The sequence below is a fragment of the Fervidobacterium nodosum Rt17-B1 genome, assembly GCF_000017545.1.
GTDB classification, from domain to species: domain Bacteria; phylum Thermotogota; class Thermotogae; order Thermotogales; family Fervidobacteriaceae; genus Fervidobacterium; species Fervidobacterium nodosum.
Genome location: NC_009718.1, coordinates 203,977 through 230,507 on the forward strand (window position 1 = coordinate 203,977; position 26,531 = coordinate 230,507).

At 36.8% G+C, this 26,531-nt stretch carries 26 protein-coding genes; 9 read left to right on the top strand and 17 right to left on the bottom strand.

Going from position 1 to position 26,531, the window contains the following annotated elements:
* Positions 1-21 precede the first annotated feature (21 nt).
* The 3 genes from tsf to FNOD_RS01045 all read left to right on the top strand — a co-directional run bounded on the left by tsf (position 22) and on the right by FNOD_RS01045 (position 1,894).
* The gene (gene tsf / locus FNOD_RS01035; protein ID WP_011993389.1) at positions 22-615 is read left to right on the top strand and encodes a translation elongation factor Ts; all 594 of its coding nucleotides are present in this window, start codon (positions 22-24) and stop codon (positions 613-615) included.
* Between the two features lie 210 nt (positions 616-825).
* Positions 826-1,293, top strand: a complete 468-nt coding sequence (locus FNOD_RS01040; protein WP_011993390.1) for a type II secretion system protein — start codon at positions 826-828, stop codon at positions 1,291-1,293.
* Between the two features lie 163 nt (positions 1,294-1,456).
* Positions 1,457-1,894, top strand: coding sequence for a prepilin-type N-terminal cleavage/methylation domain-containing protein (locus tag FNOD_RS01045; protein WP_011993391.1), 438 nt, complete (start codon positions 1,457-1,459; stop codon positions 1,892-1,894).
* Positions 1,895-1,955: 61 nt separating this feature from the next.
* On the opposite strand, the gene kamE is transcribed toward FNOD_RS01045, so the two are convergent.
* The 11 genes from kamE to atoD are packed head-to-tail and all read right to left on the bottom strand — an operon-like array spanning position 1,956 to position 12,196.
* Positions 1,956-2,741, bottom strand: coding sequence for a lysine 5,6-aminomutase subunit beta (kamE, locus tag FNOD_RS01050; protein ID WP_011993392.1), 786 nt, complete (start codon positions 2,739-2,741; stop codon positions 1,956-1,958).
* A gap of 28 nt (positions 2,742-2,769) precedes the next feature.
* Positions 2,770-4,320, bottom strand: a complete 1,551-nt coding sequence (gene kamD / locus FNOD_RS01055; protein ID WP_011993393.1) for a lysine 5,6-aminomutase subunit alpha — start codon at positions 4,318-4,320, stop codon at positions 2,770-2,772.
* Positions 4,321-4,340: 20 nt separating this feature from the next.
* Positions 4,341-5,768: a lysine 5,6-aminomutase reactivase ATPase KamC gene (gene kamC, locus FNOD_RS01060; protein ID WP_011993394.1), complete on the bottom strand. Its 1,428-nt coding sequence runs from the start codon at positions 5,766-5,768 to the stop codon at positions 4,341-4,343.
* A gap of 36 nt (positions 5,769-5,804) precedes the next feature.
* Positions 5,805-6,803, bottom strand: coding sequence for a lysine 5,6-aminomutase reactivase subunit KamB (gene kamB, locus FNOD_RS01065; RefSeq protein ID WP_011993395.1), 999 nt, complete (start codon positions 6,801-6,803; stop codon positions 5,805-5,807).
* The gene (locus tag FNOD_RS01070) at positions 6,803-7,204 is read right to left on the bottom strand and encodes a MaoC family dehydratase (RefSeq protein ID WP_011993396.1); all 402 of its coding nucleotides are present in this window, start codon (positions 7,202-7,204) and stop codon (positions 6,803-6,805) included. Before FNOD_RS01070 ends, kamB begins: the two co-directional genes overlap by 1 nt.
* 14 nt (positions 7,205-7,218) lie before the next feature.
* A complete protein-coding gene (kamA, locus tag FNOD_RS01075) occupies positions 7,219-8,487 on the bottom strand; it encodes a lysine 2,3-aminomutase (protein WP_011993397.1) in 1,269 nt (422 codons plus the stop codon).
* A gap of 38 nt (positions 8,488-8,525) precedes the next feature.
* Positions 8,526-9,563: an L-erythro-3,5-diaminohexanoate dehydrogenase gene (gene kdd / locus FNOD_RS01080; protein ID WP_011993398.1), complete on the bottom strand. Its 1,038-nt coding sequence runs from the start codon at positions 9,561-9,563 to the stop codon at positions 8,526-8,528.
* Positions 9,560-10,387 carry a 3-keto-5-aminohexanoate cleavage enzyme gene (gene kce / locus FNOD_RS01085; protein ID WP_011993399.1) on the bottom strand — a complete coding sequence of 276 codons (828 nt, stop codon included), beginning with the start codon at positions 10,385-10,387 and terminating at the stop codon, positions 9,560-9,562. Before kce ends, kdd begins: the two co-directional genes overlap by 4 nt.
* A 25-nt stretch (positions 10,388-10,412) precedes the next feature.
* Positions 10,413-10,835 carry a 3-aminobutyryl-CoA ammonia lyase gene (gene kal / locus FNOD_RS01090; RefSeq protein WP_011993400.1) on the bottom strand — a complete coding sequence of 141 codons (423 nt, stop codon included), beginning with the start codon at positions 10,833-10,835 and terminating at the stop codon, positions 10,413-10,415.
* 55 nt (positions 10,836-10,890) lie between these two features.
* Positions 10,891-11,541: a 3-oxoacid CoA-transferase subunit B gene (locus FNOD_RS01095; protein WP_011993401.1), complete on the bottom strand. Its 651-nt coding sequence runs from the start codon at positions 11,539-11,541 to the stop codon at positions 10,891-10,893.
* A 1-nt stretch (position 11,542) separates the two neighbouring features.
* The gene (gene atoD / locus FNOD_RS01100) at positions 11,543-12,196 is read right to left on the bottom strand and encodes an acetate CoA-transferase subunit alpha (RefSeq protein WP_011993402.1); all 654 of its coding nucleotides are present in this window, start codon (positions 12,194-12,196) and stop codon (positions 11,543-11,545) included.
* A gap of 298 nt (positions 12,197-12,494) precedes the next feature.
* On the opposite strand from atoD, the gene pgeF reads away from it, so the two are divergent.
* Entirely contained in the window at positions 12,495-13,295 is an 801-nt protein-coding gene (gene pgeF, locus FNOD_RS01105) for a peptidoglycan editing factor PgeF (RefSeq protein ID WP_011993403.1), read from the top strand.
* A 37-nt stretch (positions 13,296-13,332) separates the two neighbouring features.
* Positions 13,333-14,004 carry an Mpv17/PMP22 family protein gene (locus FNOD_RS01110; RefSeq protein ID WP_011993404.1) on the top strand — a complete coding sequence of 224 codons (672 nt, stop codon included), beginning with the start codon at positions 13,333-13,335 and terminating at the stop codon, positions 14,002-14,004.
* 9 nt (positions 14,005-14,013) lie between these two features.
* Here the strand turns inward: FNOD_RS01110 and FNOD_RS01115 are convergent, their stop codons facing one another.
* Genes FNOD_RS01115 through FNOD_RS01125 form a run of 3 tightly spaced genes read right to left on the bottom strand, consistent with a single transcriptional unit; the run spans position 14,014 to position 17,191 of the window.
* Entirely contained in the window at positions 14,014-14,964 is a 951-nt protein-coding gene (locus tag FNOD_RS01115; protein ID WP_011993405.1) for an alpha/beta hydrolase, read from the bottom strand.
* 8 nt (positions 14,965-14,972) lie between these two features.
* Positions 14,973-15,629: a phosphatase PAP2 family protein gene (locus FNOD_RS01120; protein WP_011993406.1), complete on the bottom strand. Its 657-nt coding sequence runs from the start codon at positions 15,627-15,629 to the stop codon at positions 14,973-14,975.
* A complete protein-coding gene (locus FNOD_RS01125) occupies positions 15,626-17,191 on the bottom strand; it encodes a PatB family C-S lyase (RefSeq protein WP_011993407.1) in 1,566 nt (521 codons plus the stop codon). The genes FNOD_RS01120 and FNOD_RS01125 overlap by 4 nt, the downstream gene beginning before the upstream one ends.
* A gap of 126 nt (positions 17,192-17,317) precedes the next feature.
* Here FNOD_RS01125 and FNOD_RS01130 point away from each other — a divergent pair, with 126 nt between their 5' ends.
* Positions 17,318-18,598: a hypothetical protein gene (locus FNOD_RS01130; protein WP_011993408.1), complete on the top strand. Its 1,281-nt coding sequence runs from the start codon at positions 17,318-17,320 to the stop codon at positions 18,596-18,598.
* 4 nt (positions 18,599-18,602) lie between these two features.
* The gene (locus tag FNOD_RS09345) at positions 18,603-19,661 is read left to right on the top strand and encodes a SpoIIE family protein phosphatase (protein WP_011993409.1); all 1,059 of its coding nucleotides are present in this window, start codon (positions 18,603-18,605) and stop codon (positions 19,659-19,661) included.
* Between the two features lie 4 nt (positions 19,662-19,665).
* Here the strand turns inward: FNOD_RS09345 and guaA are convergent, their stop codons facing one another.
* The 3 genes from guaA to aglB form a co-directional block, all read right to left on the bottom strand.
* Complete coding sequence (gene guaA / locus FNOD_RS01140; RefSeq protein ID WP_011993410.1) at positions 19,666-21,234, bottom strand: glutamine-hydrolyzing GMP synthase; 1,569 nt, start codon at positions 21,232-21,234, stop codon at positions 19,666-19,668.
* 140 nt (positions 21,235-21,374) lie between these two features.
* Positions 21,375-21,506: a hypothetical protein gene (locus FNOD_RS09910; RefSeq protein WP_274376820.1), complete on the bottom strand. Its 132-nt coding sequence runs from the start codon at positions 21,504-21,506 to the stop codon at positions 21,375-21,377.
* Between the two features lie 37 nt (positions 21,507-21,543).
* A complete protein-coding gene (gene aglB / locus FNOD_RS01145; RefSeq protein WP_011993411.1) occupies positions 21,544-22,968 on the bottom strand; it encodes a cyclomaltodextrinase in 1,425 nt (474 codons plus the stop codon).
* A 174-nt stretch (positions 22,969-23,142) separates the two neighbouring features.
* On the opposite strand from aglB, the gene FNOD_RS01150 reads away from it, so the two are divergent.
* Both FNOD_RS01150 and FNOD_RS01155 read left to right on the top strand, forming a co-directional pair.
* Entirely contained in the window at positions 23,143-24,690 is a 1,548-nt protein-coding gene (locus FNOD_RS01150) for a Na+/H+ antiporter NhaC family protein (RefSeq protein ID WP_011993412.1), read from the top strand.
* A 199-nt stretch (positions 24,691-24,889) separates the two neighbouring features.
* On the top strand, positions 24,890-26,464 hold the full coding sequence (locus FNOD_RS01155; protein WP_011993413.1) for a bifunctional aspartate carbamoyltransferase catalytic subunit/aspartate carbamoyltransferase regulatory subunit: 1,575 nt from the start codon (positions 24,890-24,892) through the stop codon (positions 26,462-26,464).
* Positions 26,465-26,531 lie beyond the last annotated feature (67 nt).

Genomic DNA, 26,531 nt, shown 5'->3' on the forward strand with positions numbered 1-26,531 from the left:
ACAATAGAGGAGGTATGTTCTATGGAAATTAGTGCACAAATGGTTAAGGAACTTAGGGAAAGAACCGGCGCAGGTATGATGGATTGTAAAAACGCACTTGCTGAAGCAAACGGCGATTTTGAAAAGGCTATAGAAATTCTTAGGAAAAAAGGACTGGCAAAAGCAGCTAAGAAAGCTGGAAGAGAAACAAAAGAGGGTCTTATCATCTCTTACGTTCACCACAATGGCAAAATAGGAGTTTTACTTGAACTCAACTGTGAAACAGACTTCGTTGCGAGAACAGATGACTTCAAAGAACTTGGTAACAAAATCGCTATGCACATCGCAGCGATGTCACCAAGATGGGTTACAAGAGAAGAAGTACCAGCTGATGTAATTGAAAAAGAAAAGGAAATATACAGAGAACAACTCAAAGATTCAGGAAAACCGGCGCAAGTTATTGAAAAAATTATCGAAGGAAAGCTTGAAAGCTTCTATCAAGACAACTGCTTACTTGAACAAAAATTTGCTCTCGACCAAAATGTAACAATTAAAGATATGATTCAACAAGCAATCGCGAAGATTGGAGAAAACATCCAAGTTTCAAGATTTGTTAGAATGCAAATCGGGGAATAACAAAGAATAAATTTTTAGAGCTGTGCGTTATCGCACGGCTTTTTTGTTTTTCTAATGTTTATCTTTGAAATGCTGCGTTTTACTGTTGTAATTACGCCTTTCATACTTAAAAATTAGCAGAATATATTTTGATGTGAATTTTTTAGAAAATATTTGGTAAAATAACAACATACAAAAGGTTTAACACTGTTAAAAGTGGAAGTGATTGAAGTGGCTGACACGGATAAGTATAATGGATTCAAAAGAGGTTTTACAATCATTGAGCTTCTTATAGCGATAGTTGTCATTGCTCTACTTATGGTAGTTGTTACTCCATTTGCCATAAATGTGGTAAAGAAAGCTAGAGCATCACAAGTTGCACAGAATTTTAGGAACATTAAAACCGCGGTTGAAAATTATTTCTATATGGAAAATCCAGAAAATCCAGTCTATATGGAAAATCCAGAAAATCCAGAACGTGAGATCAACTTCTCCAACCTCATAAGCAAAGAATATATTAAATCAATTCCAGATGATTTTTCGCTTTCAATAAAATCAGCTGGTAACAATACCTGGTTGTTAGAAATAACCTACAATGGTAAAAACGTTGATATTGAAGACGTAAAAGCAAGTGGTATGAATTATGTAAAAGAAATACAAGATAAAGTTATTGTCTTCGAATTTACACTGAAAAAGTAAAAAAATGAAAAAATCATTTAACCTGTAATTTTTGCATTTCATCTTTTTAAACATGTAATTTAACATCAAAATTGTGCTGTTTATTTTCGAATAATTTAACTTTGGAAAATCTTGTGTTATAATTAAAGTGTGATTCCAAATCTTAAAAAAGGAGGTAGGTATTATGAGAAAAGGTTTTACGTTGGTTGAACTTTTGATAGTATTAGCGGTTATTGCAGCGCTTATGGCAGTCGCAACACCACTTGCGCTTAACGCAGTTAAGAACGCAAAGGCAAGCCAAGTGGCGCAGAACTTTAGAAATATAAAGGCGGCATTTGAAAATGCATGGAACACTGAGCGAGGAAAAATAAATAATGTAGATCTAACAACAAATGGAGGTACCTTGAAGCTTTCTGATCTCCAAGCAGCTGGGTATTTAAGCTCTGTACCGAGTGGTTTTTCAGATATAACAGTTTCAGCACCGTCAAACGGAGTTTACAAAGTATATTTTACTTACGATAATACTGATGTTGACGTCGAAAGAGTTGTAAAACAATATGCCGATGTAAAAGAGGATGGCACCAAAGCAAAATTAGAATTTTCAGTACAGAAATTCTGGTAAGTCTTCTAAATTGAACTTCTCAGTTATAGAGCCCCCTTTATGGGGGCTTTTATTTTTTACCTTATTTATGCCTTCTCACCCATTCTTGTGCGATGAATGCACCAACGTCTTCGGCAAATGTTCCTGGTCCAAAGCCCGCATCAAAACCAAGTTCTTTTGCAAGTTCGTGTGTTATTCTTGGTCCACCAACAACAACAATTACGTCTTTTCTTATGCCTTCCGCTTCAAGGATTTCTATTAAATTTGTCAGGTTCTTAATGTGTACGTTCTTTTGTGTAACTGTTTGCGATACCAAAAGTGCGTCGGCTTTTACTTCTATTGCCTTCGCTACGAATTCTTCGTTTGGTACTTGACTTCCCATGTTGTATACTTCAAACATCTTATACCTTTCAAGTCCATAATGTCCTGCAAAACCTTTCATGTTGAGTATCGCATCAAGTCCAACAGTGTGCGCATCTGTTCCCGTTGTCGCACCTACGACGATGAGTTTCCTTCCTATGTTCTTTTCAATGAATTCGTCTATCTCTTCCATCGTCATTCTGTGTACTTCGACTTTTGGCACGCTTATCGCTGTGTAATCAATAGTATGTACACAATCACCGTATCCAATGAAGAATGTGAAACCTGGTGTAAGTTGATGATGATAAACTATCATGGGATTATCAAGCCCCATCTTTTTCATCAGTTGCTTTGCGGCTTCAACAGCTTCGTCACCATCTGGTACAGGTAACGTAAAGCTTACCTGTACTTTTCCATCGTTCATTGTGTCTCCGTAAGGTTTTATCGCTTTTAAATTGAGCGTCTTGTCAAAATCTTTCTTTTCAAGTGAGTATAATCCTCCAGACATGGAATTCCCCCTTCCGAGTAAACGCAAGTTAGTGTTTCAATAGCTTTTCTTCAAATGGGTTGTAATAATACTTGCCTTTTTCGAATACTCCGTCGAGTCCTTTTCCACCTTTGATTGGTCTTTTTGTGTTTGCGAATACTCCTTTCTCAAGTGATTTGAATAGCCCATCTTCCCTCATTTTTTCCAATAGTTCTATCGCTTGGTCAAGTACTTCTTTTGCCCTTCTTTGGATTATTCCATCTTGTTTGAATACGACTTCATCGCCTAAATTCCTCATGTTGTTGAATATATACTTTGCCGTTTCGATAGCTACGTATCTATCAGAGAGGAACGGCGTATGTATTGCTTCCGTCATCATACCGAGCAATTGGATACCTTGTTTTGTCCATATACCTATAACGTTGAACATCGCGTCTTGGACAAGTCCTCTGAAAATATTACCGGTCATGAATCTTGTTGGTGGCATGTATTTAAGAGGAGCTTTCGGGAATAGCTCTCTTGAAAGCTGAGCTTGTGCGAGCTCGTATAAGAATCCGTTTTCAAGCCATGGGTCCATTTCAAACGCGTGACCAAGTCCCATCTGCTCTTCTGGAATGCCGGCAAGCAGTGCAAGTTGTTCGTTTATGAGCTGTGAAGAGATAACTGTGTATCCTTGTTCGTAGGCATCTGCCGTTGTGAGGTAGTTATCTTCACCAGTGTTTATGATAATTCCAGCGTAACCAAGTATTATCCTTGAGAAATATTGGTCAACCATGGTTCTTATCATGTTTATGTCCCTGAATAGTATTCCATAAAGCGCGTCGTTTAGCATTACGTCTAATCTCTCGAGCGCACCTAATGCAGCTATTTCAGGCATACACAAACCCGAGCTGTAATTGGTCTGCCTTATGTACCTTCCAACTTCCTTTGCAACTTCATCTAAAGCTTTCCTCATTATTCTAAAGTTTTCCTGTGTTGCAAACGTTCCGCCGAAACCTTCGGTTGTTGCACCGTAAGGTACGTAATCAAGCAAGCTCTGGGCGGTTGAGCGGATAACCGCGATTATATCTGCACCTTGTCTTACCGCAGCTTGCGCTTGTATAACGTCTTCGTAGATATTTCCCGTTGCAACGATAACGTATATGTAAGGTTGCATCGGGTCTCCAAGCTCTTTTATCATTTTTTCTCTTTCCATTCTTTTTTCATCGATAATCTTTATAGTGTTATCAGCAATCTTATTGACTTGTGCTTTTATTTCATCTATATTGTGCATAGGTAATTTAGTTAAATCGAGTTTACCATCGGCAATTTGTTGCGCGATTTCCTGTGGAGTCATACCGGTCTCAAGAATTGCGTTACCTAGATAGAGAGCCACGCCGTTGCTGAGTGCGCCTTTTTCTTTTAAATGATCAACCACGACGTTTGGAAGAGGAATATCTTCGTTGTTAACACCATCTATTCCGAAGAATCTGCATATAGTTCTTTCAACGCTTACAGTTGAGTACTTCCTGACGAAATTCACAACGTCTAAGGCTATATCACGGGCTAATTGCCTTGCCTTTTCTATCTTCTTTGGATCAAGACCGAGTTTGCTTTCCATCTCTATGCCTCCCTCTCCTTTTAAATTTTAATTTCTTTAACTAACCTCATTATTTTTTCATCTATATTGAGTAATTCCATTATCTTTATAGCATCCTTTGGAACAGTTGAATTGTCTGCTTGAATTATCTGATAATCTATGTAATCTTGCAAATTGTTTATAATGTCTTCCGAATTACGATTGCTTTTATCTTTTAATAACTTCTCTTTTAGACCTTTTATCCTAAGTCTTCTTCTTGCTTGTATGTCATCGAAATGCGTGACAATGATTGTGTAAGATTTATTCTTTTCGAATAATTTAACTAAGGCGTTTACGATAATTGTTCCTTCGTATGGATTTGTTGTACGAGCTGGTTCGTCTATTAAAATTAAACTTGTTTTCCCTTCAGTTTCTTTTAGTGCTTCGTTGATTAACAATATCTCCGCTCCAAATGAAGAAAGTCCGGAGAGTGGTTTTTGATTGTCTTCAGCTATTATTGAAATATTATCAACATAAGTTAATTCACAAGACTGAGCTGGTACAAAGAAACCAAGTTGAGCCATATATTGGATTAGCGCAACGGTTCTGAGTACTACACTCTTTCCAGACATATTTGCACCGACCATTACCGTGACACCCGGAGTAATTTCTATATCAACTGGTTGATATGTTTTTCCTAATTTTTCAAGTTCACTTTTCAACTTTGGATTAAACATACCCTTTATTTTTATACTTCTGTTTTTTTCTCTTGTAATCTGTGGGCAAGATAATCCGAGTTCTTCCGATAGTCTTGTTTTTGTGAGTATTACATCAAGGTATTTTATCTTCTCTATCGATTCGCTTATTATATGGTGGTAATTTGACAATCTTTGGCTTATTTCTTCCAAAATCATCTTTTCAATTTGGCTTTCCTTTTCTGTAAGTGCAAGTATTTCGTCTTCACAATTATTTTCGCTTTTCAACAATTCTCTTTTTTTCTTTCTTATCTCCGCAAGTTCTTTGCTGTATGCGTCGTATATGTAAAAAGTTGGCATTCTCAAACCTTCTGGATCTAATAAATCTATAACATCCGTTAATTCTGGTGGTACAAATTTTTTTGGAAGATGATTTTTTATCATTTCGCGTATACTATCAACAACAAGCACGTAATTCTTTAGTTCAAAAAGTTCTATTTCATCCAAAATTTCTTTATTTTTTATACGCTCAAACGTGTGTGATACGTCTAAAACACACTCAAGATTATTGAGTATATCCTCTAAGAATTTTTCATTTTGAAAAGTTTTGATAAGTTCTTCAACGTCACTATGATGAGTAAGAATGTTTTCAAAACTCAGTGGCACAAGATGTTGAAAATATTTTTGTCCATAAGGTGTTTTTGGGTCAAGCAGTGATTTTATATAGTCAAATCCAATGAGTCTTTCAAAATCTTCCCGTTTTTTGGGAATCGTCGTTAAATTTGTGTAATTCACCTTCTCACCTTCGAACTTCGAATTTCACTTTGAGTCTTACTTTCGGACATCTATTATTGGTATATCGCTTATATACTCTTTCAGTTCGTTTATCAATGTCTCCGAATCAAGAATATATCCATTTGGTGAAACGGGGTTAACGGTTATCCCTATTATATTTGTCTTTGCTAACACTTTTATGTTCGGTTTGTACTTCACAAAACTATCGTATGTTACAAATATCTTTGTGAAGTCACGCACTATTATCTCTTTGTCTTTTATCAATTTAACAGCGTTATCAGTAAGCGCTCCTGGGATGTATATTGCCTCAAAATTATCACCAATCGTTTCCTTGATTTTTTGAATGTTCAATACAGAAGTTAACTCTGTTTCTTTCCATTCGTTGTTTAGTTTTATACATATATTCTGTGATTTTTCGAGAACTTTACGACTTTCTTCGTCAACTTGTGGAAGGTTACATAGTGTGTAGATATACCTTGTGTGTTTCACTATCTCCCTTTTCTCGATAGAATATGCCGCGCCTGTTGCCAATACTATACTATCTGCGATTGAGGGATTACCTTGGCTAAAGCGTGAAAGCGCACCATCTATTACGACTATATCGGTGTAATTGCTCAGAAATTTTACAATTTCTTGCATCCAATGTGTCGATTGTGGGCCAGAAAGGATTATCTTTCCCTTTTCAAGAGCCCTCGCTATTATTAATCTACCAGTTGGGGTTGATTGCTTTGAAACGTGTATAATTTCAGAGAGTAACTTCTTTTGTTTGAAAAAAACTTCCGTTGTCGTGTACAGAAAATTTTCATCAACATACACGGACGGTTTGAGGGTCCCAAATACAATATCTTTTTCCTCACCGTCCGTGCCTATTGATGTTAATCCTATTTTTCTTTTGGATTTTATATTTTCAACCACAAAGTTGAGCGTCTCAGTCTTTCCAGTGTTTTTTTCTAAACCAATAATGGCTAAAGTTTTAGAATTTAAGACAGCGTTAATGAGTTTTCCTTTATCTTCGTTGAATACGTCGGATACCATTATATTTTCACTAAAGCCTCTCCCTCGATAGCACTTTCGCCATTTTCTTTAACAACAACGGTGTCAAGCAATATTCTTCTTTTATCTTTATCTATTTCTTTTACTATGAGTTTAACCGTTACTTCTTCGCCAACGTAAACTGGTCTTTTAAACTTTGCATTTTGCATTAAGTATATTGTCCCAGCGCCCGGGAATTCTGTACCGAGTACTGATGAGATTATTCCAAGTGAAAGTATGCCGTGTGCTATCCTTCTGCCAAATATTGTATTTTTTGCGTATTCTTCATCAAGATGCACAGGATTCTTATCTCCAGTTGCTTCAGCAAATAATTTTACCATTTCATCTGTAACTATTCTCTTAACTATGTATTCCTGACCAATGTAGAAATCGTTTATATCCATATATCTCACTCCTCTTATTTGCCTTTCTTTTCCTTCCATTCTTTTATTCTTTCATGTCTTTCAAGGTGTGCGGGCTCGATACTTATTTTCTTATCGGTGAAGAGTGAAGCAACGCCTGAGAATTTGTATTTTTCTCTGTATTCGCTATCATCAACGTCGCTTTCCGTGTCTTCTGGTTCATGGTATGCGACGATAACACCTTCGTAGTTTCTCAGTATGACTGTATGGTCTGACATTGATATGACGTAATTGGGCATAACTCTTATCTTTCCACCGCCAGCTGGCGCGTCAACAACAAACCATGGAACGCAGAAGCCTGATGTGTGACCAATCAGTGCTTCCATTATCTCAAGTCCTTTTTTAACAGATGTTCTGAAATGAGTTAAGCCTTGTGAAAGGTCACACTGGTAGATGTAGTAAGGTCTCACACGGATTTTAACGAGTTGGTGAACGAGCTCCATCATTATGTAAGGACTGTCATTTATACCTCTCAGTAAAACAGATTGATTCCCAAGGGGTATTCCGGCATCTGCTAACATTTCACATGCCCTTGATGATTCTGGTGTTATTTCTTTTGGATGGTTAAAGTGTGTATTTATCCAAATTGGATGATATTTCTTTAACATGTTTGTCAGTTCAGGTGTTATCATTTGTGGCAGCACTACTGGAGTTCTTGTACCAATTCTGATGATTTCAACATGTTTTATTTTCCTCAATTCTTTGAGGATATATTCTAACATCTCAATTCCAACGAGCAAACCGTCTCCACCTGATATGAGAACGTCTCTCACTTGTGGAGTTTCTCTTACGTATTCAATCATCGCATCAATTTCCTGTTTGGTTCTTGCCCTATCGTGTTGACCCGCAAATCTTCTCCTTGTACAGTGTCTACAGTACATAGAACACATGTCTGTAACTAACATGAGTACGCGGTCTGGATATCTGTGTGTAAGACCGGGCACTGGTGAATCTTCATCTTCGTGGAGTGGATCCGTCATATCCCATTGCGATGTGAAAAGTTCCTTCGCAGTGGGTACTGCCTGTCTTCTAATTGGACATTTTGGGTTGTCTGGATCCATAAGGCTTGCATAATAAGGTGTTATAGCCATTCTTAATGTCTTGAGCGCGTTTCTCACACCTTCTTCCTCTTCTGGTGTGAGGTTAATAACTTGCTTTAACGTGTCAACATCCATTATCCTGTTTCTAATTTGCCATCGCCAGTCATTCCATTCTTCCTCTGTCACGTTTTTCCAAAGAGGAATGTCTTTAAAATACCTTGCCATCACAAGCACCTCCAAAAATTTGCCAAAATTTGTCTATTTTATACATATAATTTTTCAAATAATTCTCTTATTTCTCTTGATTCTCTCAATATATTAAGTGCAACTTCAGCATGTCCTTTTGTGTATCCATTTCCTATTATCATTGTCACATCTTTTCCAACACCTTCCGCTCCAAGTGCAGCTCTCGTAAACGAAGTTGCCATACTGAAGAAGTAAACTATGCCTTCGTCTTTTGTAATAAGTATCGATGACATCTCAGTTGTTGGCACGTTGACGTTGTTTATAACAACATCACAGTATTTACCACCTGTAACTTCCATTACCTTTTGGTATACTTCCACAGGTTTGGTCGCATCGGCAATTATCACATGGTGCGCCAATTTCAAATCTTCTATACGTTTTGCGTTTTCTGGTGAGTATTCAACAACTATGACTTTTCCATCTTTTCCGACAGCTTTCATTGCTTCGTACGCGCAAAGTACACCAGATTTTCCACCGCCACCGATTATGCAAACGGTCATCCCTGGTTTAACGAGTTTTTGTGTTTGCGCTGGTGCACCTGCTACATCAAGAACGGCAAGAGCTAATTTTTCTGGTATATCATCTGGTAATTTTGCGTAAATACCGCTCTCAAAGAGTATAGCTTTTCCCTTTATATCAACCTGATCTGTCTCCACATTGACTTTTATAATCTCATCGATTCTTAAGGGAGTTAAGGACAAGCTCACAAGTGTTGCTATCTTATCTCCGACTTTTAAATCTGTGGGAAAGTCTGGACCGATTTCCTCGATAACACCGATGAGCATTCCACCGGAACCGGTAACTGGGTTTTGCAACTTTCCACGTTCTTGAACAATTTTTAATATGGTATCTTTAATACATTCAACGTTGCCATGGCATGACTCTTCAATTTGCGTAAAACTTGCGGAATCGACGTTGAGTGTTTTCACATCGATAAGCATTTCATTTCTGTATATTTCCATGTCGTTGTCTATCTTAAGTGCTGCTTGTGGGAGTGTACCTTTCGGTTCGATAACTCTATGCGTGCCAAATGGGCAACCCTTTACATTTTTCATTTATCTTCCCTCCTAATGCCGAGAATTTTCCTTGCTTCATCTGGAGTTGCAATTTCCCTTCCAACTTCGTGTGCAATTCTCACAATTCGCTCTACCAATTGGGCATTTGATGTGGCAAGTTCACCTTTTCGGTAATATATGTTATCTTCGAAACCTACCCGTACATGACCTCCCATAACGATGGCATGTACGGCTAACGGTAATTCGTATCTACCTATACCGGCAACTGACCATGTACAGCCTTCTGGTAATTTGTTGACTAAGAAAACAAGGTCTTCTATATTTCCAGTCATCGCACCAGGTACACCTAAGACAAAATCGAAGTGTAAAGGCAATTCAAGTAAACCTTTCTTTACAAGTCTCAATGCGTTTTCTATCATTCCAGGTTCGAACACTTCTATCTCGGGTTTTATTCCTTTCTCTTTCATACGCATGGCTAATAGTTCCATAAACGATGGTGAATTCATGAATACGTCATCGCCAAAATTACATGAACCAGCCGAAAGAGTTGCCATTTCTGGTTCTGCGTCAAGGCATTGGATTCTCTCTTCAGGTTTATGCCAAACTGCCCCACCTGTTGAAAATTGGATAATGATATCGCAACCTTTTTCTCTTATCTTACGTTTTATCTCAGCGTAAACTTCTTTAGACTGTGTTGGAGTGCCATCCGGAAGGCGTGCGTGTATATGAGCAATTGATGCACCAGCCTTCCAGCACCTGTAAACATCTTCCGCAATTTCGTCTGGAGTTATAGGTAAATTCGGTTGCTGTTGTTTGGTTACTTCAGCACCTGTTACAGCAACGGTAATTATAAGCTTTTCCATATTATCCACCTCGCAGATACTTTATTCATTTCTCATGTTTATATCTTTGCTTCTCAATTGGTACAACACAAGTTCCACTTGCTTTGCAGACTAATATGGGTTCTTCAAGTACCTCCGCTGCACTATCGTTTATATCAGGTCTTGACCTTATTACTTTGTACGCTTCGAATTTCATTTTTCTCGAAGTTCTGCCAACTTCAACAATTTCACCACGTGCTTCTATGTAATCCCCAGCGTACACTGGTGCAAGGAATTCTACGTTATCGTATGCTCTGAACAAACCTTCATCTCCATCAAACCTGATAAGAAGCTCTGTTGCCACATCTCCAAAAAGCTGGAGCATCTTCGCACCATCAACAAGATTTCCACCGTAGTGTGCATCTGCTTGGCTCATTCTAAGTCTAATCACAGCTTTTGGAAATTCTATGTTATCTGAATTATTTGACATTACATTCACCCCCAAACCTTCCTGCAGGACTCGAAAAATCAAATCAATTGTTTTCTCAGAATCTTCTGAGATTTTCGGATACTATTAACTTTGCTTCCGTTAATTTAATTACTTCTTCCAAAGTGGTTTCTTCTGCTATTTCTTCGAGTACTAACCCTTCATCTGTAGGTCTTATCACGGCTAACTCGGTTACCACTAAGTCAACTCTTCTTATAGATGTTAGTGGTAATGTACATTTTTTAAGTATTTTTGGTTCGCCTTTAGCGGTATGCGTCATTGCAACAATAACTCTCTTTGCACCTGTTACTAAATCCATTGCGCCACCCATACCTGGAATCATTTTGCCGGGTATCATCCAATTTGCCAAATGTCCTTCTTCGTCTACTTGCAATCCACCAAGTACAGTTACATCGAGATGTCCGCCTCTAATCATCGCAAAAGAAAAGGCACTATCAAATGTCATGGCTCCCGGTAAAGCTGTTACAAAGCCTGCCCCTGCGTTTGTTAAATCTTTATTTTCAAAACCTTCTTCTGGTTCAGGTCCCATTCCTATTATTCCATTCTCACTTTGGAAGAACACATGCACTCCTTTTGGTATATAATTCGCAACCAACGTTGGTAAGCCTATACCAAGGTTTACCAGATCTCCTTCCTTTAGTTCTTGAGCAACTCTTTTAGCTATTTTTTCTTTTGGATCAACTGGCATATCACTTCACCCCCGCTACGACAACGTAATCTATTAATACACCGGGTGTTCTAACTTCGTTTGGTGCTATCGCTCCTACAGGAACTATTTCTTCAACTTCGACTATGACCAATTCTGCTGCCATAGCCATAAGCGGATTGAAATTTTCCGCTGTAAAGTTGTATACCAAATTTCCATAATAATCACACTTTTTTGCTTTTATTAAAGCGACATCCGCTTTGAGTGGTAATTCGAGAAGATACTTTTTCCCTTCAATCTCTATAATTTGCTTGCCATTTTCAACTATTGTTCCGACACCAGTCGGTGTTAAGATTCCACCAAGTCCTGCTCCACCAGCGCGCACACGTTCTGCTAGTGTTCCTTGAGGTACGAGTTCAACTTCGAGTTCACCAGCTATCATCTGTCTTTGGGTTTCTGGGTTTGTCCCAATGTGTGAAACAATGACTTTTTTACAGAGTTTATTTACAATCAGTTTCCCAATACCACGTTCTGGAGTCGCAGTATCGTTTGCTATGACTGTAAGATTGTCTATCCTATTTTCAACGATCTTATCGATAATGCCTTCAGGTGTGCCAACACCCAAAAAACCACCAATCATAATTGTCATTCCTGGTTTTATAAACTTAATTGCTTCGTCGTGGGTTATGACTTTCAAGGTAAATGCCCCCTTTCATTTTGTAATAGTTTTAGTGGTTTAGAAAAAAGATTTTTCCAATATTCAGTATAACACTATTACCACTTTATTTCTAATGTTAACGGTGCAATTAAAAAAATGCATTCAAAAGCATAGAAGAGATTTAAAGAGCTATAGCCGAGAAAAATTACATTTTCATAGCTTAAAATTACGTCTTTACACATCCAAAAAGTCTTTGGAAAAATTTGAAATAAGCAAAAAAGAATGTATAATTGTTTTGACTTTTATGATTGCTTTTCTAAAACGCGGAGGTGACCAGATGAAGTTTCATGTTGGGAATTATATTCTAAAAGAAATTGATGGTACGATAATAGCCCAATCGCCTATGTTTTTGCAGTTCGAAGGCATCGAACACTTATTCACTACACGGATAATAAAGGATGATGAAGCCAAGAAAGAATTGGGCGAATTGGATATGTCCGTTAAAAATGATGAATTTCCTAAACATTTTGAGTTTTTAACCAAATGTGTCAATATTTCACCTCAAAGGTGTGTATTTTCTCATCAGGTGCATAGCAAGAACATCAAGGTTGTTACGTCGGAAGATATTGGTGAGCCGTATTGGGAAAGGAAGCTAAGAGAAGTTGATGGACTTATCACAAATGAAAGAGGATTGTTTCTTGTAACAACTTATGCGGATTGTATGCCGATATTAGCTTACGATCCAAATAATGAGGTTATAGGTGTTGCGCATTCCGGATGGAGAGGGACGTTAATTGAAATTGCGAAAGAACTTATTTTGAAAATGAACGAAGAGTTTAATTCTTCTCCGCAAGATATATTCGTTACAGTTGGACCTTCCATAGGACCAGATAGTTTTGAAGTGGGCGAAGATGTTGCTGAGAAGTTTTTCTTAAAATTCGGTAGGGAAGTTATAAAAGAATTTGGGAGCAAAGTTCACGTGGATCTTTGGAAGGCTGTGGAGCTGACACTTAAGTCTGTAGGAGTAGAGCACATCGAGTTCTCCATGATTGATACTTACAAACACACAGAGTATTTTTACTCTTATCGAAAGGAAAATACAAAGAAGAGGTTTGCAGCGATAATTGGTTTGAAATAGTTGATTTGAAAATTACATATTTTGAGGGGGGAGCGTTTTGAAAAAAGCGGATATGTTTTCCATACTTTTCTTTATTCTTTTGGCTTTCTTACTCATATACGATAAAACAAGAGCTGCGTACTTAATTTTTAACGCAGCTCATCCGTATATATTAGGTTTTCTTAAAGTTGGAATACTTGCAACATTCGGCGAGATATTAGCTTTAAGGATAATTAAAGGTCGTTATGTAATGCCAGTTGGCTTAATTTACAGGTTTATAGTTTGGGGATTTCTTGGGATAGTTTTTGTTGCCGTTTTTGAATTATTTGGAAGTGGTACCACAGCTTTACTTGATAAAAATTTGCTCCCATACTATTCAAACGCAAGAAAATTTTTCCAAGCGTTTTACACAAGTGTACTGATGAATTTAATATTTGCACCAACGTTTATGGCGTTTCATCGTATAACAGATGCTTATATTGATTTATCCGAAGGGAAATTATCTAAAATGTTAAAAATTAATTTAGATAAAGCCCTATCGTATATCGACTGGAAGACATTTGCCAATTTTGTTGTCTTGAAGACCATTCCGTTTTTCTGGATACCTGCTCATACTGTGACGTTTTTACTTCCATCGTCTTATAGAGTGCTTGTTGCAGCGTTGTTATCGGTAGCTTTGGGTGTTATACTCTCATTGAAAAAGAAGGCAAAGAGTGTGTCTGCGAGATAAATTTAAACTCTATACGGCTTTTTCCATAATTATATTGTTTAAAAACTTCACCGTATTTCTCGAGATAAATCTTCTGAAAATATACGAAGATTTGTGTCCAGATAGAACTACGACTTTTTTAGCGTTTGGTAATAATCTAAAAAGTCCATTTGATGCTTGTGAAGGGATAACTTTGTCAAATACGCCTTGGAACATCAAAACTGGTTGATTAACAAAAACAGCGTACGATATTGGATCGTAATGGAAGCAAGTGGGCTTAAGTTCGAATATTTGTTCTATTGACTTGAGGACATGTACTTTTTTTCTGCTTTCTTTTCTTAATTCAATACACTTTTGTTCATCTTTGCAGCCCCATTCGTTGCTGTACTTTGCGTAACCTTGTCTTACAGGTTCCACGTAAGGAGAGTACCAGTTTATCCATCGCCAATCACCGCCGGTAAACGCGAGTACACCGGCGTCAAATCTTTTGTCTAATGCTAAAGTCATAGTGGTTATCATTCCACCGAAACTGAAACCCATAACGCTTAAAGGCAGTCTTCGCAAGTGTTTGAAAGATTCATCGCTTTCTAACAAATCCACAGTCCTTCTAACGTCTTTTATAGCTTGATGAAACCTTACTATACAATGAGCTGGTGAATGGTGAAAGAATGGTTCGCCACCTTCCCATTCTGGTTTCGCACGTTCCGCATGGTATGGGTGGATTACAAAGAATGTTTCGATGCCCTCTTTTGCAAAATGTTCACCAAACCACATTAGATAAGGAATATGACCGTTTCCGATACCATGCAGAAAAATCATCTTCATCCATGGATTCTGTGCATGGTATTGATAAACGTAAATTCTCTTTGATTCAGGTATATCTGGTTCGTAAACAGTATCAAATGTCAGAAGTGTATAACCTTCTTTCTCTTCCTTCTTTAAGTTGAATGGGATAGTTTTATCGTATTCGTATATGTACATTTTAAATTTTATTCCCCCTTTCTTGCATCGTAAAATTGGCTTCCTATGTTATAACCTATCGAAGCGCCAAACAACACATCGGAAGCCCAATGATTGTTGGACCAAACTCGTTGCAACGAAAATACGACTGGAATTGCGTACCATATATCTCCGAATCTTTTGGCAACAGGTGTAAAAATAGCCCAGCTAAGTGCACTGTGTCCCGAAGGGAATGATTGGTAATCACGGTTAAGATTAAATGGTTCAAAAACAAACGCACCTAAATTATTGTAAGGTCTTGCGCGACCTATGAGAACTTTGATTAAAGCGGTTAACCCGGCACTTACGGCGAAGCTTTCAACAACTGTAAACGCAGTGTAATTATCAAATGGATAGATTATTAACGCTGTAGTCAAAGCAAGCAGCGAAAATTCTAGGGTGTCAAAAGTATCCCAAAAGTTTAAAAATGATGATTTAGGAACAGATTTGTTTATATGTTCATCGAGCAAAAAAGACAAACCACTTAACATGGTAAGCGGATTGGTTATAAAATCGCTATTGTAAATCAAGTGATTTAAGTCGTATTGAGTTTCATCAATAAGATTAAAATCGGTAAAATCGGCAAAAATCGATACAAATGTCAATAAAAATAATATTACGATGGTTTTTGATGTCTCAATTTTCATACTCTTTTCTCCATTCTTACATGTGGTATACCGGCTTCGTAAAATTCTTCCCCAACTTGTTTATATCCCAGTTTTTCATAAAAGTCTTTAACCTGTTTTTGAGCGTTTAGGACGATCTTTTTATTTTCCAAACTTGTTAGAAACATTTCAATGTGCTCCATTATCATCTTTCCATATCCGTACCCACGATAATTCAAAAGTACAGCAACACGTTCTATTTTCCAGTAATCTCCTATATCTCTTGCCCTCGCTACCGCAACGGGTTTTGAGAAGTGCTTTAAAATAAAGTGAATGGCTTCTTCATCTTTTCCATCTATTTCAAGCTCTTTATCTATGTTTTGTTCATTTACGAATACTTCTTCTCTTATATTACGACATATCTCAAACCTTTCATCTGGTAATCTAAATGCCTCAAATTCTAAGGCGTTGTCATACGCTTTTTTCATTCTTTCAAGTCCATCATTTAACAGGCTCCTAGGACATGCAAAATTGAGCCTGACACAATTTTTATCACCAAACTCTGCACCATCGTTTAAATAAACGCGTGCATTTTTTAAAAAGAATTCGTATGGATTTTCCAAGTTAGCTTTTGAACAATCGATCCACATAAGGTAAGTACCTTCCGGAAGTGACGGTTCAAGAAGTGGTAAATTCCTTTTAATGTATTTATAAGCGTAATCTCTGTTGTTTTTTAAATACTCAACTAACTCATCTACCCATTCAGGTGAATTGTAAGCAGATTTCAATGCCTCTAAAGAAAAAATGTTTCCAATTAAAAGCTCAAGGTTTTCGATGTAATTTTTATAAGCCTGCCTTAAAGCTTTATCTGGAATGATACCGTACGCATTTGGCAATCCGGCTATATTAAACGTTTTCCCTGGTGAATTCAGTACGATAACATTATCTTTCGCTATTTTTAAAAAACTTGTGAATTTGGAGGGACTATAGACGATATCGCCGTGGATTTCATCAGACACGATTACAAGATTATATCTCCTTGCTATTTCGTATAACTTTGTGAGTTCTTCGATACTCCATACTCTTCCAACCGGATTATGTGGGTTTGAGAGGATTAACATTTTCGTTCTATTATCTACTGATTTTTCGAGATTTTCATAATCTATTAGCCATTTTCCATCTTTTTTGATAAGTTTATTTTCAACTATTTTTCTTCCGTTGTTTTCAACTACTCTGAAAAAAGGTGGATAAACTGGTGTTTGTATGATGACTTTGTCTCCGGGCTGTGTGAATATATTTATTACGAACGATATCATAGGGACAACCCCTGGACCATTAACAATCCACTCTTTTTCAATTTCAACCTCGTACCTTGACTTGTACCAGTTAGTGATTGCTTCGTAATATTCTTCCGAGCGGTAGGTATAACCAAAGATACCGTGATTTGCCCTATCGATAAGTGCTTTTATAATCTTCTCCGAAGTTTTAAAATCCATATCTGCAACCCACATAGGGAGTATATCATCACCGTGTATATTTAAAATCATATCCCACTTAAAACTATCTGTTCCCCTGCGATTAACAATTTCATCGAATGAAGACAAAATGAACACCCCCAATAGGAAATTATTAAGAAATTAAACTCTAAATAATATTATAACACCTTTTAAATTATCATGTGTTATAATTAAATAAACAAGTTTACGTAGTATCTGAGGTAGGTGAAGTTTATGAAAATTCCAAATTTTACCTTTTGGTTTATAATAATTGTCTTTGTGATAGGTGGCTTAGCCATATACGTTTACGAACATTTTAGATACTCACCTTTTTCACTCCAAGTTGATTTTGAGGTCGCGAAAGGGTATATTTACGATAAACATGTGGAATGTTACAACCCAAATTTCAGAAACAAATTTAGAACACGAAATGTACAATTTAACTCACGTATGACACCCTATCAGTTTGCTATGAATGTAGCACCTGTTTTATCGGAATTAAATGACGGTACGACGCGTATAGAAATACCGATTAGGCGTGTTGATAAAATTCTGCCTTTAAAATTTAAATACATTGATAATGAGGTATTTGTTTACGAGACAAATTGTGAAATTCCAGAAGGTTCGAAAATAATCTCGATAAACGGTGAACCTATTGATACAATTCTTGAAAGGTATACCAGACTTTACCCAAACCTTAGCGAATTTGAGGCAAAATACGCATTTGTGGAAAAGTTATTGACATATTATTTAAAGATAATCGATGCCAATTCTATTCAAATTGTTTATAAATCTCCACAATCGTCCGTTCAAAAAACGACTTATTTAAAAGGAATTGAAAAGTTCCAAGAAAAAAGAAACATAATTGATTTGATAAAATTAGACGAATCGTTAGTTGTTAAAATCAATTCATTTAAAATTTCATCAAAAGAAGATATGCAATACGTAGCGCAAAAAATGGAAGAAATTGCTGGTGAATCATCTGATTCTTCTATTACTATTTTTGATTTACGTTACGCTTCAGACGGTGATGAAACAATTCCATTGGCAATTATCTCAATGCTCATTTCTCAGCCAGAAAAACTCTATCAGGAGCTCTATGTTAGATACAAAGACCATCTTGTCAAAAAAGACCAAATCCCCATACAACCCGATGAGAACCAATTACTTGGAAAAGTTTATTTCTTGGTTGATAAGACTTGCTTTTATACTCCTCACAAGGTTCTATTAAGCTTTTTTGCAAAAAGTGGAGAAAAAAATAATAACGTTACTATAATTTCATCGGATAATGAATACAATTTCTCAAATGTATTTTACGTCGATGAAATCGCAAAAATTCTCCCAAACACGAAAGCATACTTAATAATTCCGACTGGCAAAGTCTTGGTTAACGGTATTCCAGATATTCAGGTTAATGAGTATTTAAAACTAAACTGTGAAGAATTAATTAATCTGGATTCGTACAAAACTTACTTAGAAAAGATAGCAAAGATAATAAAAAACATAGGAAGGTGAATATATGTATAAACTTTTAAGTTACTTAGAAAAAGAGAATGTCATTAATTTCCTTATGGATTTAGATATACCTGCTTACATTGTTTCTAAAGATAGGGTAATTGTATTTTGGAACAAAGCAGCTCAGAAATTAACAGGTTATTCACCAGAAGATGTTATTGGTAAACCATGTGCTAAACAAGTACTAAATCACGTTGATAGGACAGGAATACCGGTTTGTTCAACGGAACTATGTCCGCTTTACCAAGCGATAAAGAACGGTATTCCAGTTCAAGTACCGTTTGCTGTGTACGGTTTAACGAAAAGTGGTAAGCGAAGGCCGCTGTCTATTTTTGGCATTCCAATTAAACCAAATGGTGAAGTGATAGGAGCTATAGAACTATTTTCCGATGCAGAAAATATGCATAGCGATATGTCTCTTGCGATAAAAATTCAGCAGGCATTTGTACCACAGGACACGGATAACGTTAAGTTTTTTTACAGACCATCCGTTGGGCTTGGTGGAGATATGATTTACTATAACCCTCCATGGGTTGGTATAATAGATATCAGTGGTCACGGTGTTGCGGCTGCTCTTGTTAGTATGTTGCTACGAACAATTTTTGACATCGTACTTTCCTTTGATCCACCATTGCATGGGGTACCATTTTTGATTGAGAATGAATTGAAAAAATATCAACTTGAAGATATATACTTTACAGCGATATTGGGGAAACTTGAAAATGATGTATTTAAGTTCCTTGATATTGCTCACCCTTCACCGGTGAATATCTCAAAAAAAGAAATATTGAATACAATTAACATTCCACCTATTGGGTTTGGTTTTTCTGAAGATTATACTGAAGAGGTTGTAAACGTTTTCAACTTATCTGATGGAAAGTTGCTACTGTACACCGATGGGATAACCGAAGAAAAAACAAAAAATGGCATGCTCACAACTGAGGGGTTAGTTAATTTAGTAAGTCCTGACGATAATTTAGAGATGATATACCTTAAAGTACTAAAAGAAAGAATGTCCTCCTTACAGGAGGACGATGTGACGATGATTCTCTTACAAAAATAACTTTTTATTCCCATTCGATTGTTGCAGGTGGTTTCGATGTGATATCGTAAACCACTCTGTTTACTCCTTTTACTTCGTTGACAATTCTTTTCGCCACATGGTTTAGAAAATCGTGTGGCAATTTTGCCCAATCTGCTGTCATACCATCTTCACTTGTTACCGCTCTGAGTGCGATAACATTTTCATATGTTCTGTAATCTCCCATAACTCCAACGCTTTTAATCGGTAATAATACGGCAAATGCTTGCCAGACTTTGTCGTAAAGGTCCCATTTTTTAAGTTCTTCTATGAATATGAAATCAGCCTCTTGCAATGTTTTTACAGCTTCTCTTGTTACAGATCCGATGATTCTCACAGCTAATCCTGGACCTGGAAATGGATGACGTTTCAAAATACTTGACGGTAAGCCAATTTCTTGACCTAACATTCTTACTTCATCTTTGAAGAGATATCTCAGTGGTTCGATAATTTCGAATGGTAATTTCTCTGGTAACCCACCAACGTTGTGATGCGTCTTTATCTTCGCACCGGCTTTTCTTTCGGCAACTTTACTTTCGATAATATCCGGATAGAGTGTTCCTTGAGCTAAGTATTTGATATCACCATACTTTTCTTTTAATTTCATTGCTTCTTCATAAAAAACATCTATGAACGTGTGACCAATTCTCTTTCTTTTTTCTTCCGGGTCTTCCACACCATCTAACACCTCCAAGAATTTCTCGGAGGCATCAACATAGTGTATATGTATGCCTATTTCTTCGAATTGTTTAACTACTTCGATACATTCATTTTTTCTTAGCAATCCCGTGTCAACGAATATCGGTATGAATTTGTCTGGTACCGCTTTGTGAAGCAACATGGCTACAACCGAAGAATCCACACCACCGGATAGCCCAAGTATAACTCTTCCGTCTATTTTTCTTCTCAAATCTTCTATTATCTGCTCAGCAAGGTTTGATATCTTCCAATTTGGATTGAGTTTGGCTACTTTCTTTAGAAAATTTTCAAGAATCTGTTTACCAAATTGAGTGTGGGCAACTTCAGGATGAAATTGTACCCCATAAAATCTATCGTCAATACTTCTAACAGCTGCATAAGGTGAATTTTCACTTCTAGCTATAACTTCGAAGTTTTCAGGTAAAACTTCCACTCTATCTGAGTGACTCATCCAAACTGTGAAAGAATTCGGTAAATTTTGGAAGATTCCAACATGTTTAATTACATTTAACGTTGCTGGCCCAAACTCTCTATGAGTTGATTTTTCTACTTTCCCACCAAGTTGGTGAACGATTGCCTGTAATCCGTAACAGATACCGAGCACTGGAAGATTGGAATCGAAAACATACTGAGGTATTTTTGGTGCATTTTCATCGTAAACGCTGGAAGGTCCACCGGATAGAATAAATGCGACAGGTGACAGTTTTTCAACATTTTCCCAAGGCTCATCGTAAGGCAACAGTTCGCAATAAAAACCCAACTCCCTTACTCTTCGAAGGATAAGTTGAGTGTACTGGGATCCAAAATCAAGCACAACGACTGTTTCTTTTTTTTGGTTTCTCTTTTCCTCTAACATACTTTTCCCCCCACGACAAAATATTCGGTGTATTTGGTGTTTTGTATTTTGAGATACAATACTTTTACCACACACCTCTTTAATTTTCAACTTAAGTCTTCGTTAAATCTTTGAAATTATTTTTAATTTATTCCCGTTTATCATGGATAGCCTTTCAGTCTTATTGACAATAAAAACTGCAATTTCGTTAAAATCATCACTATGACAATGAGAATGATGAGCACAGCGACAAGTACACTTCCCTTACGTCCCCACCTACGCCCCTTATTCATTGAAATTCCCCCATGGAAATATATATTAAATTAATAATCAATAAATTCTTTTATATTGGTTGTAATTACCTTTGGTTTTATTTGTTGCCTTGAGTATTCTGAAACCTTTGGCTGGAACATTTATTCTTAGTATTCCACCAACAATCCAAAACTCTTCGTTGGTGAATAAGTCAACAAAACACGTACCAGCAAGGAGTCTTCCATCAGGTACAGAAAGAGCAATTTCTTGCTTTTCTGATTTGTTAACAACAACTATAACATCATCGAGTACATACGGTGCTTTTCTTAAAAAGGCTAAAGGTTCATCGTTTATAACTTCAAATGTTCCTATTTTAAGAGCAGTCTCTGTTTTTCTTATCTTGATTAGCTTTTTGTAAAACTCTCTTAAATCGTTGTCCCATCGTTTTTCATCCCATATCATACCAGCTCTATTTTCTGGATCCCAACCGCCTTCCATACCAATTTCACTTCCGTAGTAAACAAAAGGTACACCGGGATAAGTGAATTGTAGGGCTATCGCGAGTTTCCTTAAATCTTTATCTGGCAAAACGGTTGCAATCCTTTGAGTATCGTGACTATCCAACATGTTCCAACAACCGTAAATATTCGGTGTTTTATCGTAAGCGCTTTGAAGCGCGTAACCGATGTTTTTAAGACTATCATTCAACCAGCCAATTACACTTTCCCTGAAATGATAATTCATTATCCCATCAACCACTTCCCAATTAGATGGAAAATTCCATGTTTCCGTTACAACATACTTTTCAGTTGATACAGATTTTGCTCTTGATGTTATAAGCGCATTATTAACGTATCCAACATCGAATCCGACATCCAACCTCCAACCATCTACTCCCATTTTCAAGTAATGCTCCACAACATTTAATAAATATTCTCTAACCGGAGTTTCTTCCCAATTCCATTCGGGCATACCATCAACGTTTTGCCACGCCCTGTAACCATTTTTATAAAATGAAAATTTAGCTAAATGCTCTTTTTTACCTCTAAGTGCACTCTTAAACCATTTATTTTCTTTACTCAGGTGATTAAAGACACCATCAAGCATAACTCTAAATCCATTTTCTTTTGCTTTTTTTAGGTAATACTTGAACGCCGCTTCACCACCGAATTGGGGATCGATTTTCATATAGTCTATAATATCGTATTTATGGTTAGAAGGTGAGAGGAAAATTGGAGTTGTATAAATCAAATTTACGCCAAGATCTTTCAAATAGTCTATCTTTTCAGCAATTCCCCACAAATCTCCGCCGTAGAATTCAAAACAATGTTCAATATTTGGCTTATGTTTTGGTAATGTGTTCCATTCAACAATTTTTCCACCTCTTTTTGTGTAAAGATGTGCTTTATCATGCACTGTTTTTCCTTTACCTATTGCAAATCTATCTGGAAAGATTTGATAAATCACAGATTCGTAAACCCAACTTGGGAGTGGATAAATCATCTGACATAGCTCCTTTCCATTATTTTATATTTCCTGATGACTTTGAAATTTCATTCATGAAAATTATAACATACAGATTAAATGTTACAATATAAATTCAATCGCGCTGTTTGAAAGAAATTATGTTATAATGTACCAGATTTCTTATTTATTTTATTTTGGGAGGTGTGGAGGATGCAAGGTACAGCTTGGTCTATATTGCCACCGCTTGTAGCTATTGTTCTCAGTTTCATCACCAAAAACGTTCTTCTTTCTCTTTTCCTGGGTATATTCACCGGTGGGTTACTCTTGAGTTCTTTCAACCCAATAGCCGCAGTTGGGTATTCGCTTGACAAAATTATAGGTTCTATGGCGGATGAATGGAATGCTAAACTTCTCCTTTTCAATTTGTTAATGGGAGCAGGTATAGCTTTTATATGGAAACTCGGAGGCAGTATGGCGTTGTCAGAATGGGCAAAAAAGCGTATAAAATCGAGGAAGACGGCCAATGTAACCGCATGGCTTCTTGGAATAATTGTTTTCTTCAACGATTACATCAATGCCGCCATTGTTGGAAATGTTACAAGAGATATATTTGAAGAACATAAGATATCAAGAGAAAAATTGTCTTATATCCTTGACTCTACCTCTGCACCTGTGGCAACATTCTTTATTTCTGATTGGATTGCATATCAATTATCTATGATTCAAAATGGTATGGATGCTGCGGGAATAAAGGATGTAACTCCTATAAAAGCCTTCTTTGGAAGCATACCGTTTAACTTTTATTGTATTTTTACTGTTTTGTTCGTTGGGTTAATTGCCATTACCGAATGGGATTTTGGACCAATGCTTAAAGCAGAATTAAGGGCGAGAAAAGAAGGAAAGACATATAGAGATGGGGCAGTGCCCATGCTTAACGTTGATTTCGAACTTGGGGAACCAATAACTAAAAAACCTATGATACTGACGTTTGTTTTACCTATCGTTGCTCTCATAGGAGTAACTCTCTGGGGATTTTATTATACAGGCGCAAAAGCCGGTGGAACAACTTTGATTGAAAAGTTAGGAAACGCGGATGCGGCAACTGCGTTGCTCTGGGGTGCTTTCGCAATGGTTATCACAGGCATGTTAATTGCTGCAGGATTTAGACTTATGAACGTCTCTGAAATGATGAAGACATTCCTTGACGGTTTGAAATTAATGTTACTCGCATGTGCTATACTTGTACTTGCATGGTCCATTGGAAGTGTGACAAAAGATATGGAGCTTCCAAAATTTGTAATTTCTATGATAAGCGAAGATGCTTCATTTGCTTTGGTACCAAGTATAATCTTTGTAGTCTCTATGCTTATCTCCTTTGCAACAGGCACATCATGGGGAACAATGGCAATTATGACACCTCTTGCAATACCGATTGCTTACAAAATTACTGGCGATGCATTTTTCTCTGTTACAGTAATGGCTGGAGTTGTTTTCGCAGGCTCAATATTTGGTGACCACTGTTCACCTATATCTGATACAACTGTTCTTTCCTCGATATTCTCTGGTTCAGACCATATGGACCACGTGAATACACAAATACCATACGCAATGACAACAGCACTGGTTTCACTTTTCTTATACTTAATTTTCGGTTTTTCAAAAATTTCAGCGTTTGTGCTCATACCAGTCGGAATTGTAATACTTGTTATCTTGTCAAGATTGCTTCATATATCAAGTATGAAAAAATACAATATGTAATCTTTAAAAAAGAGGTTCTGAAATCTTTCAGAACCTCTTTTTTTTACATTATATCTCTTTTAGACTTTCTGGATTGTGGTATAATTCAATAGGTATAGAATACAAAGCATAGCGTACTTTTGTGCAGAATGTGTACACTATGCTTACGAAAAAAAGAAAACAGGAAAGAAAACTTAGAACGTGGGGGGAGTGGTTTTGTATGAAGAGAGACTTTTTGGGAAGGACACTTGCGGTTATAAACGACTTTTCTGTTGAGGAACAACTTTTCTTGTATAAGAGTACGCAGAAGTTAAAAGAAAAGATTAGAAACAAAGAAGATGTTTCAGAATTTCAAATCAAACGAGAGACAGGTATATACATCGTCTTTGTAGAACCTTCCACACGTACAAAGGAATCGTTTATAAACGCCGCTAAATTCCACAAAAACGCAAAAGTAAATGTATTTGATTCAGAACACTCATCTTTTAATAAGCAAGAAAGCTATGTAGATACCTTTAACATGTTAACGGGTTACAGTGGATATTCAATTTTCATACTCAGAACAAGATTAGAAGGTGTTACACGCTTACTCGAGCAAAAAGTTGGTGAATTCGCAGAGAGACACGGAATCGAACGCCCAGCGTTTATTAATGGTGGAGATGGTAAACACGAACATCCAACACAAGAATTACTAGACGAATTCACTTTTTTAGAACAGATGAACTTCGATAATTCCCATATTCGAATCGCACTTGTCGGTGATTTGTTACATGGAAGAACTGTTCATTCAAAAGCCAATGGGTTGAAAGTCTTTAAAAATGTTGAAGTCGATTTAATAGCACCGGAAGAACTGCAAATGCCGAAAAGTTATATTGAAAAAATGAAGAGAAATGGGTTCGAAGTTAGATTGTATAGCTCGATAGATGAGTATTTAGAAACCACCAATCCCGCACCAATTTGGTACTTCACAAGATTACAACTTGAACGAATGGGAGAAGATATCCTCGAAAAAGCCCACCTTTTGAAAAAAGCAGTCACATTCAGAAAAGACATGCTCGATAAAATACCAGAAGGTACAAAGTTTTACCATCCACTTCCAAGGCCCAAGATTGATCCTGAAATTCCGACATTCTTAGACACGCTTCCACTAAATGGTTGGGAACATCAGGCGATTAATGGATATTGGGTGAGAGTTGTTTTGCTTTCCATGCTTGGTGGTGCACTTTTAGCGGATTTTGACACAACAAAGAAACGAGAAGAATTACCTGACGATTTTATAATCCCAGCTCCAATAGTTGATGGTACAAAAGGTGTTGCTAAAGAAGGCAAGCGAGGAATTAAACCCATCAGTAATGGTACGGTTATTGACCATATAGCGAAAGGTAAAACAACTGAAGAGATTTACAATACTATTGTAAAGATAAGAAAAATTCTCAAAATTTACGATGTGGATAGCGCTGATGGAATATTCAAATCTGCTGATGGAAATTACAAAGGGTACATAAGCCTTCCTGATAAATACCTCTCGTTCAAAGAAATAAAGAAATTAGCTGCCATTTCGCCGAATACGACAGTGAATATAATTAAAGATAGCAGAGTTGTAGAAAAGTACAGACTGCAGCTTCCACCGAGGATTTATAATTTCGATGAAATTAGGTGCAAAAACGAAAACTGTATCACAAACCCAGCGCATGGAGAGAATGTTTCGGCATCGTTTATTCAAGTTGATGGTAAATTTGTATGTGAATACTGTGAGACTCCTCACGAGTACCACGAAATTTGGAATGTAAAGTGATGTTTTAAAATTACAAATTAATCGGCTGCTTTAATTATGAGCAGCCGATTTTTTGTATAATTGTTTG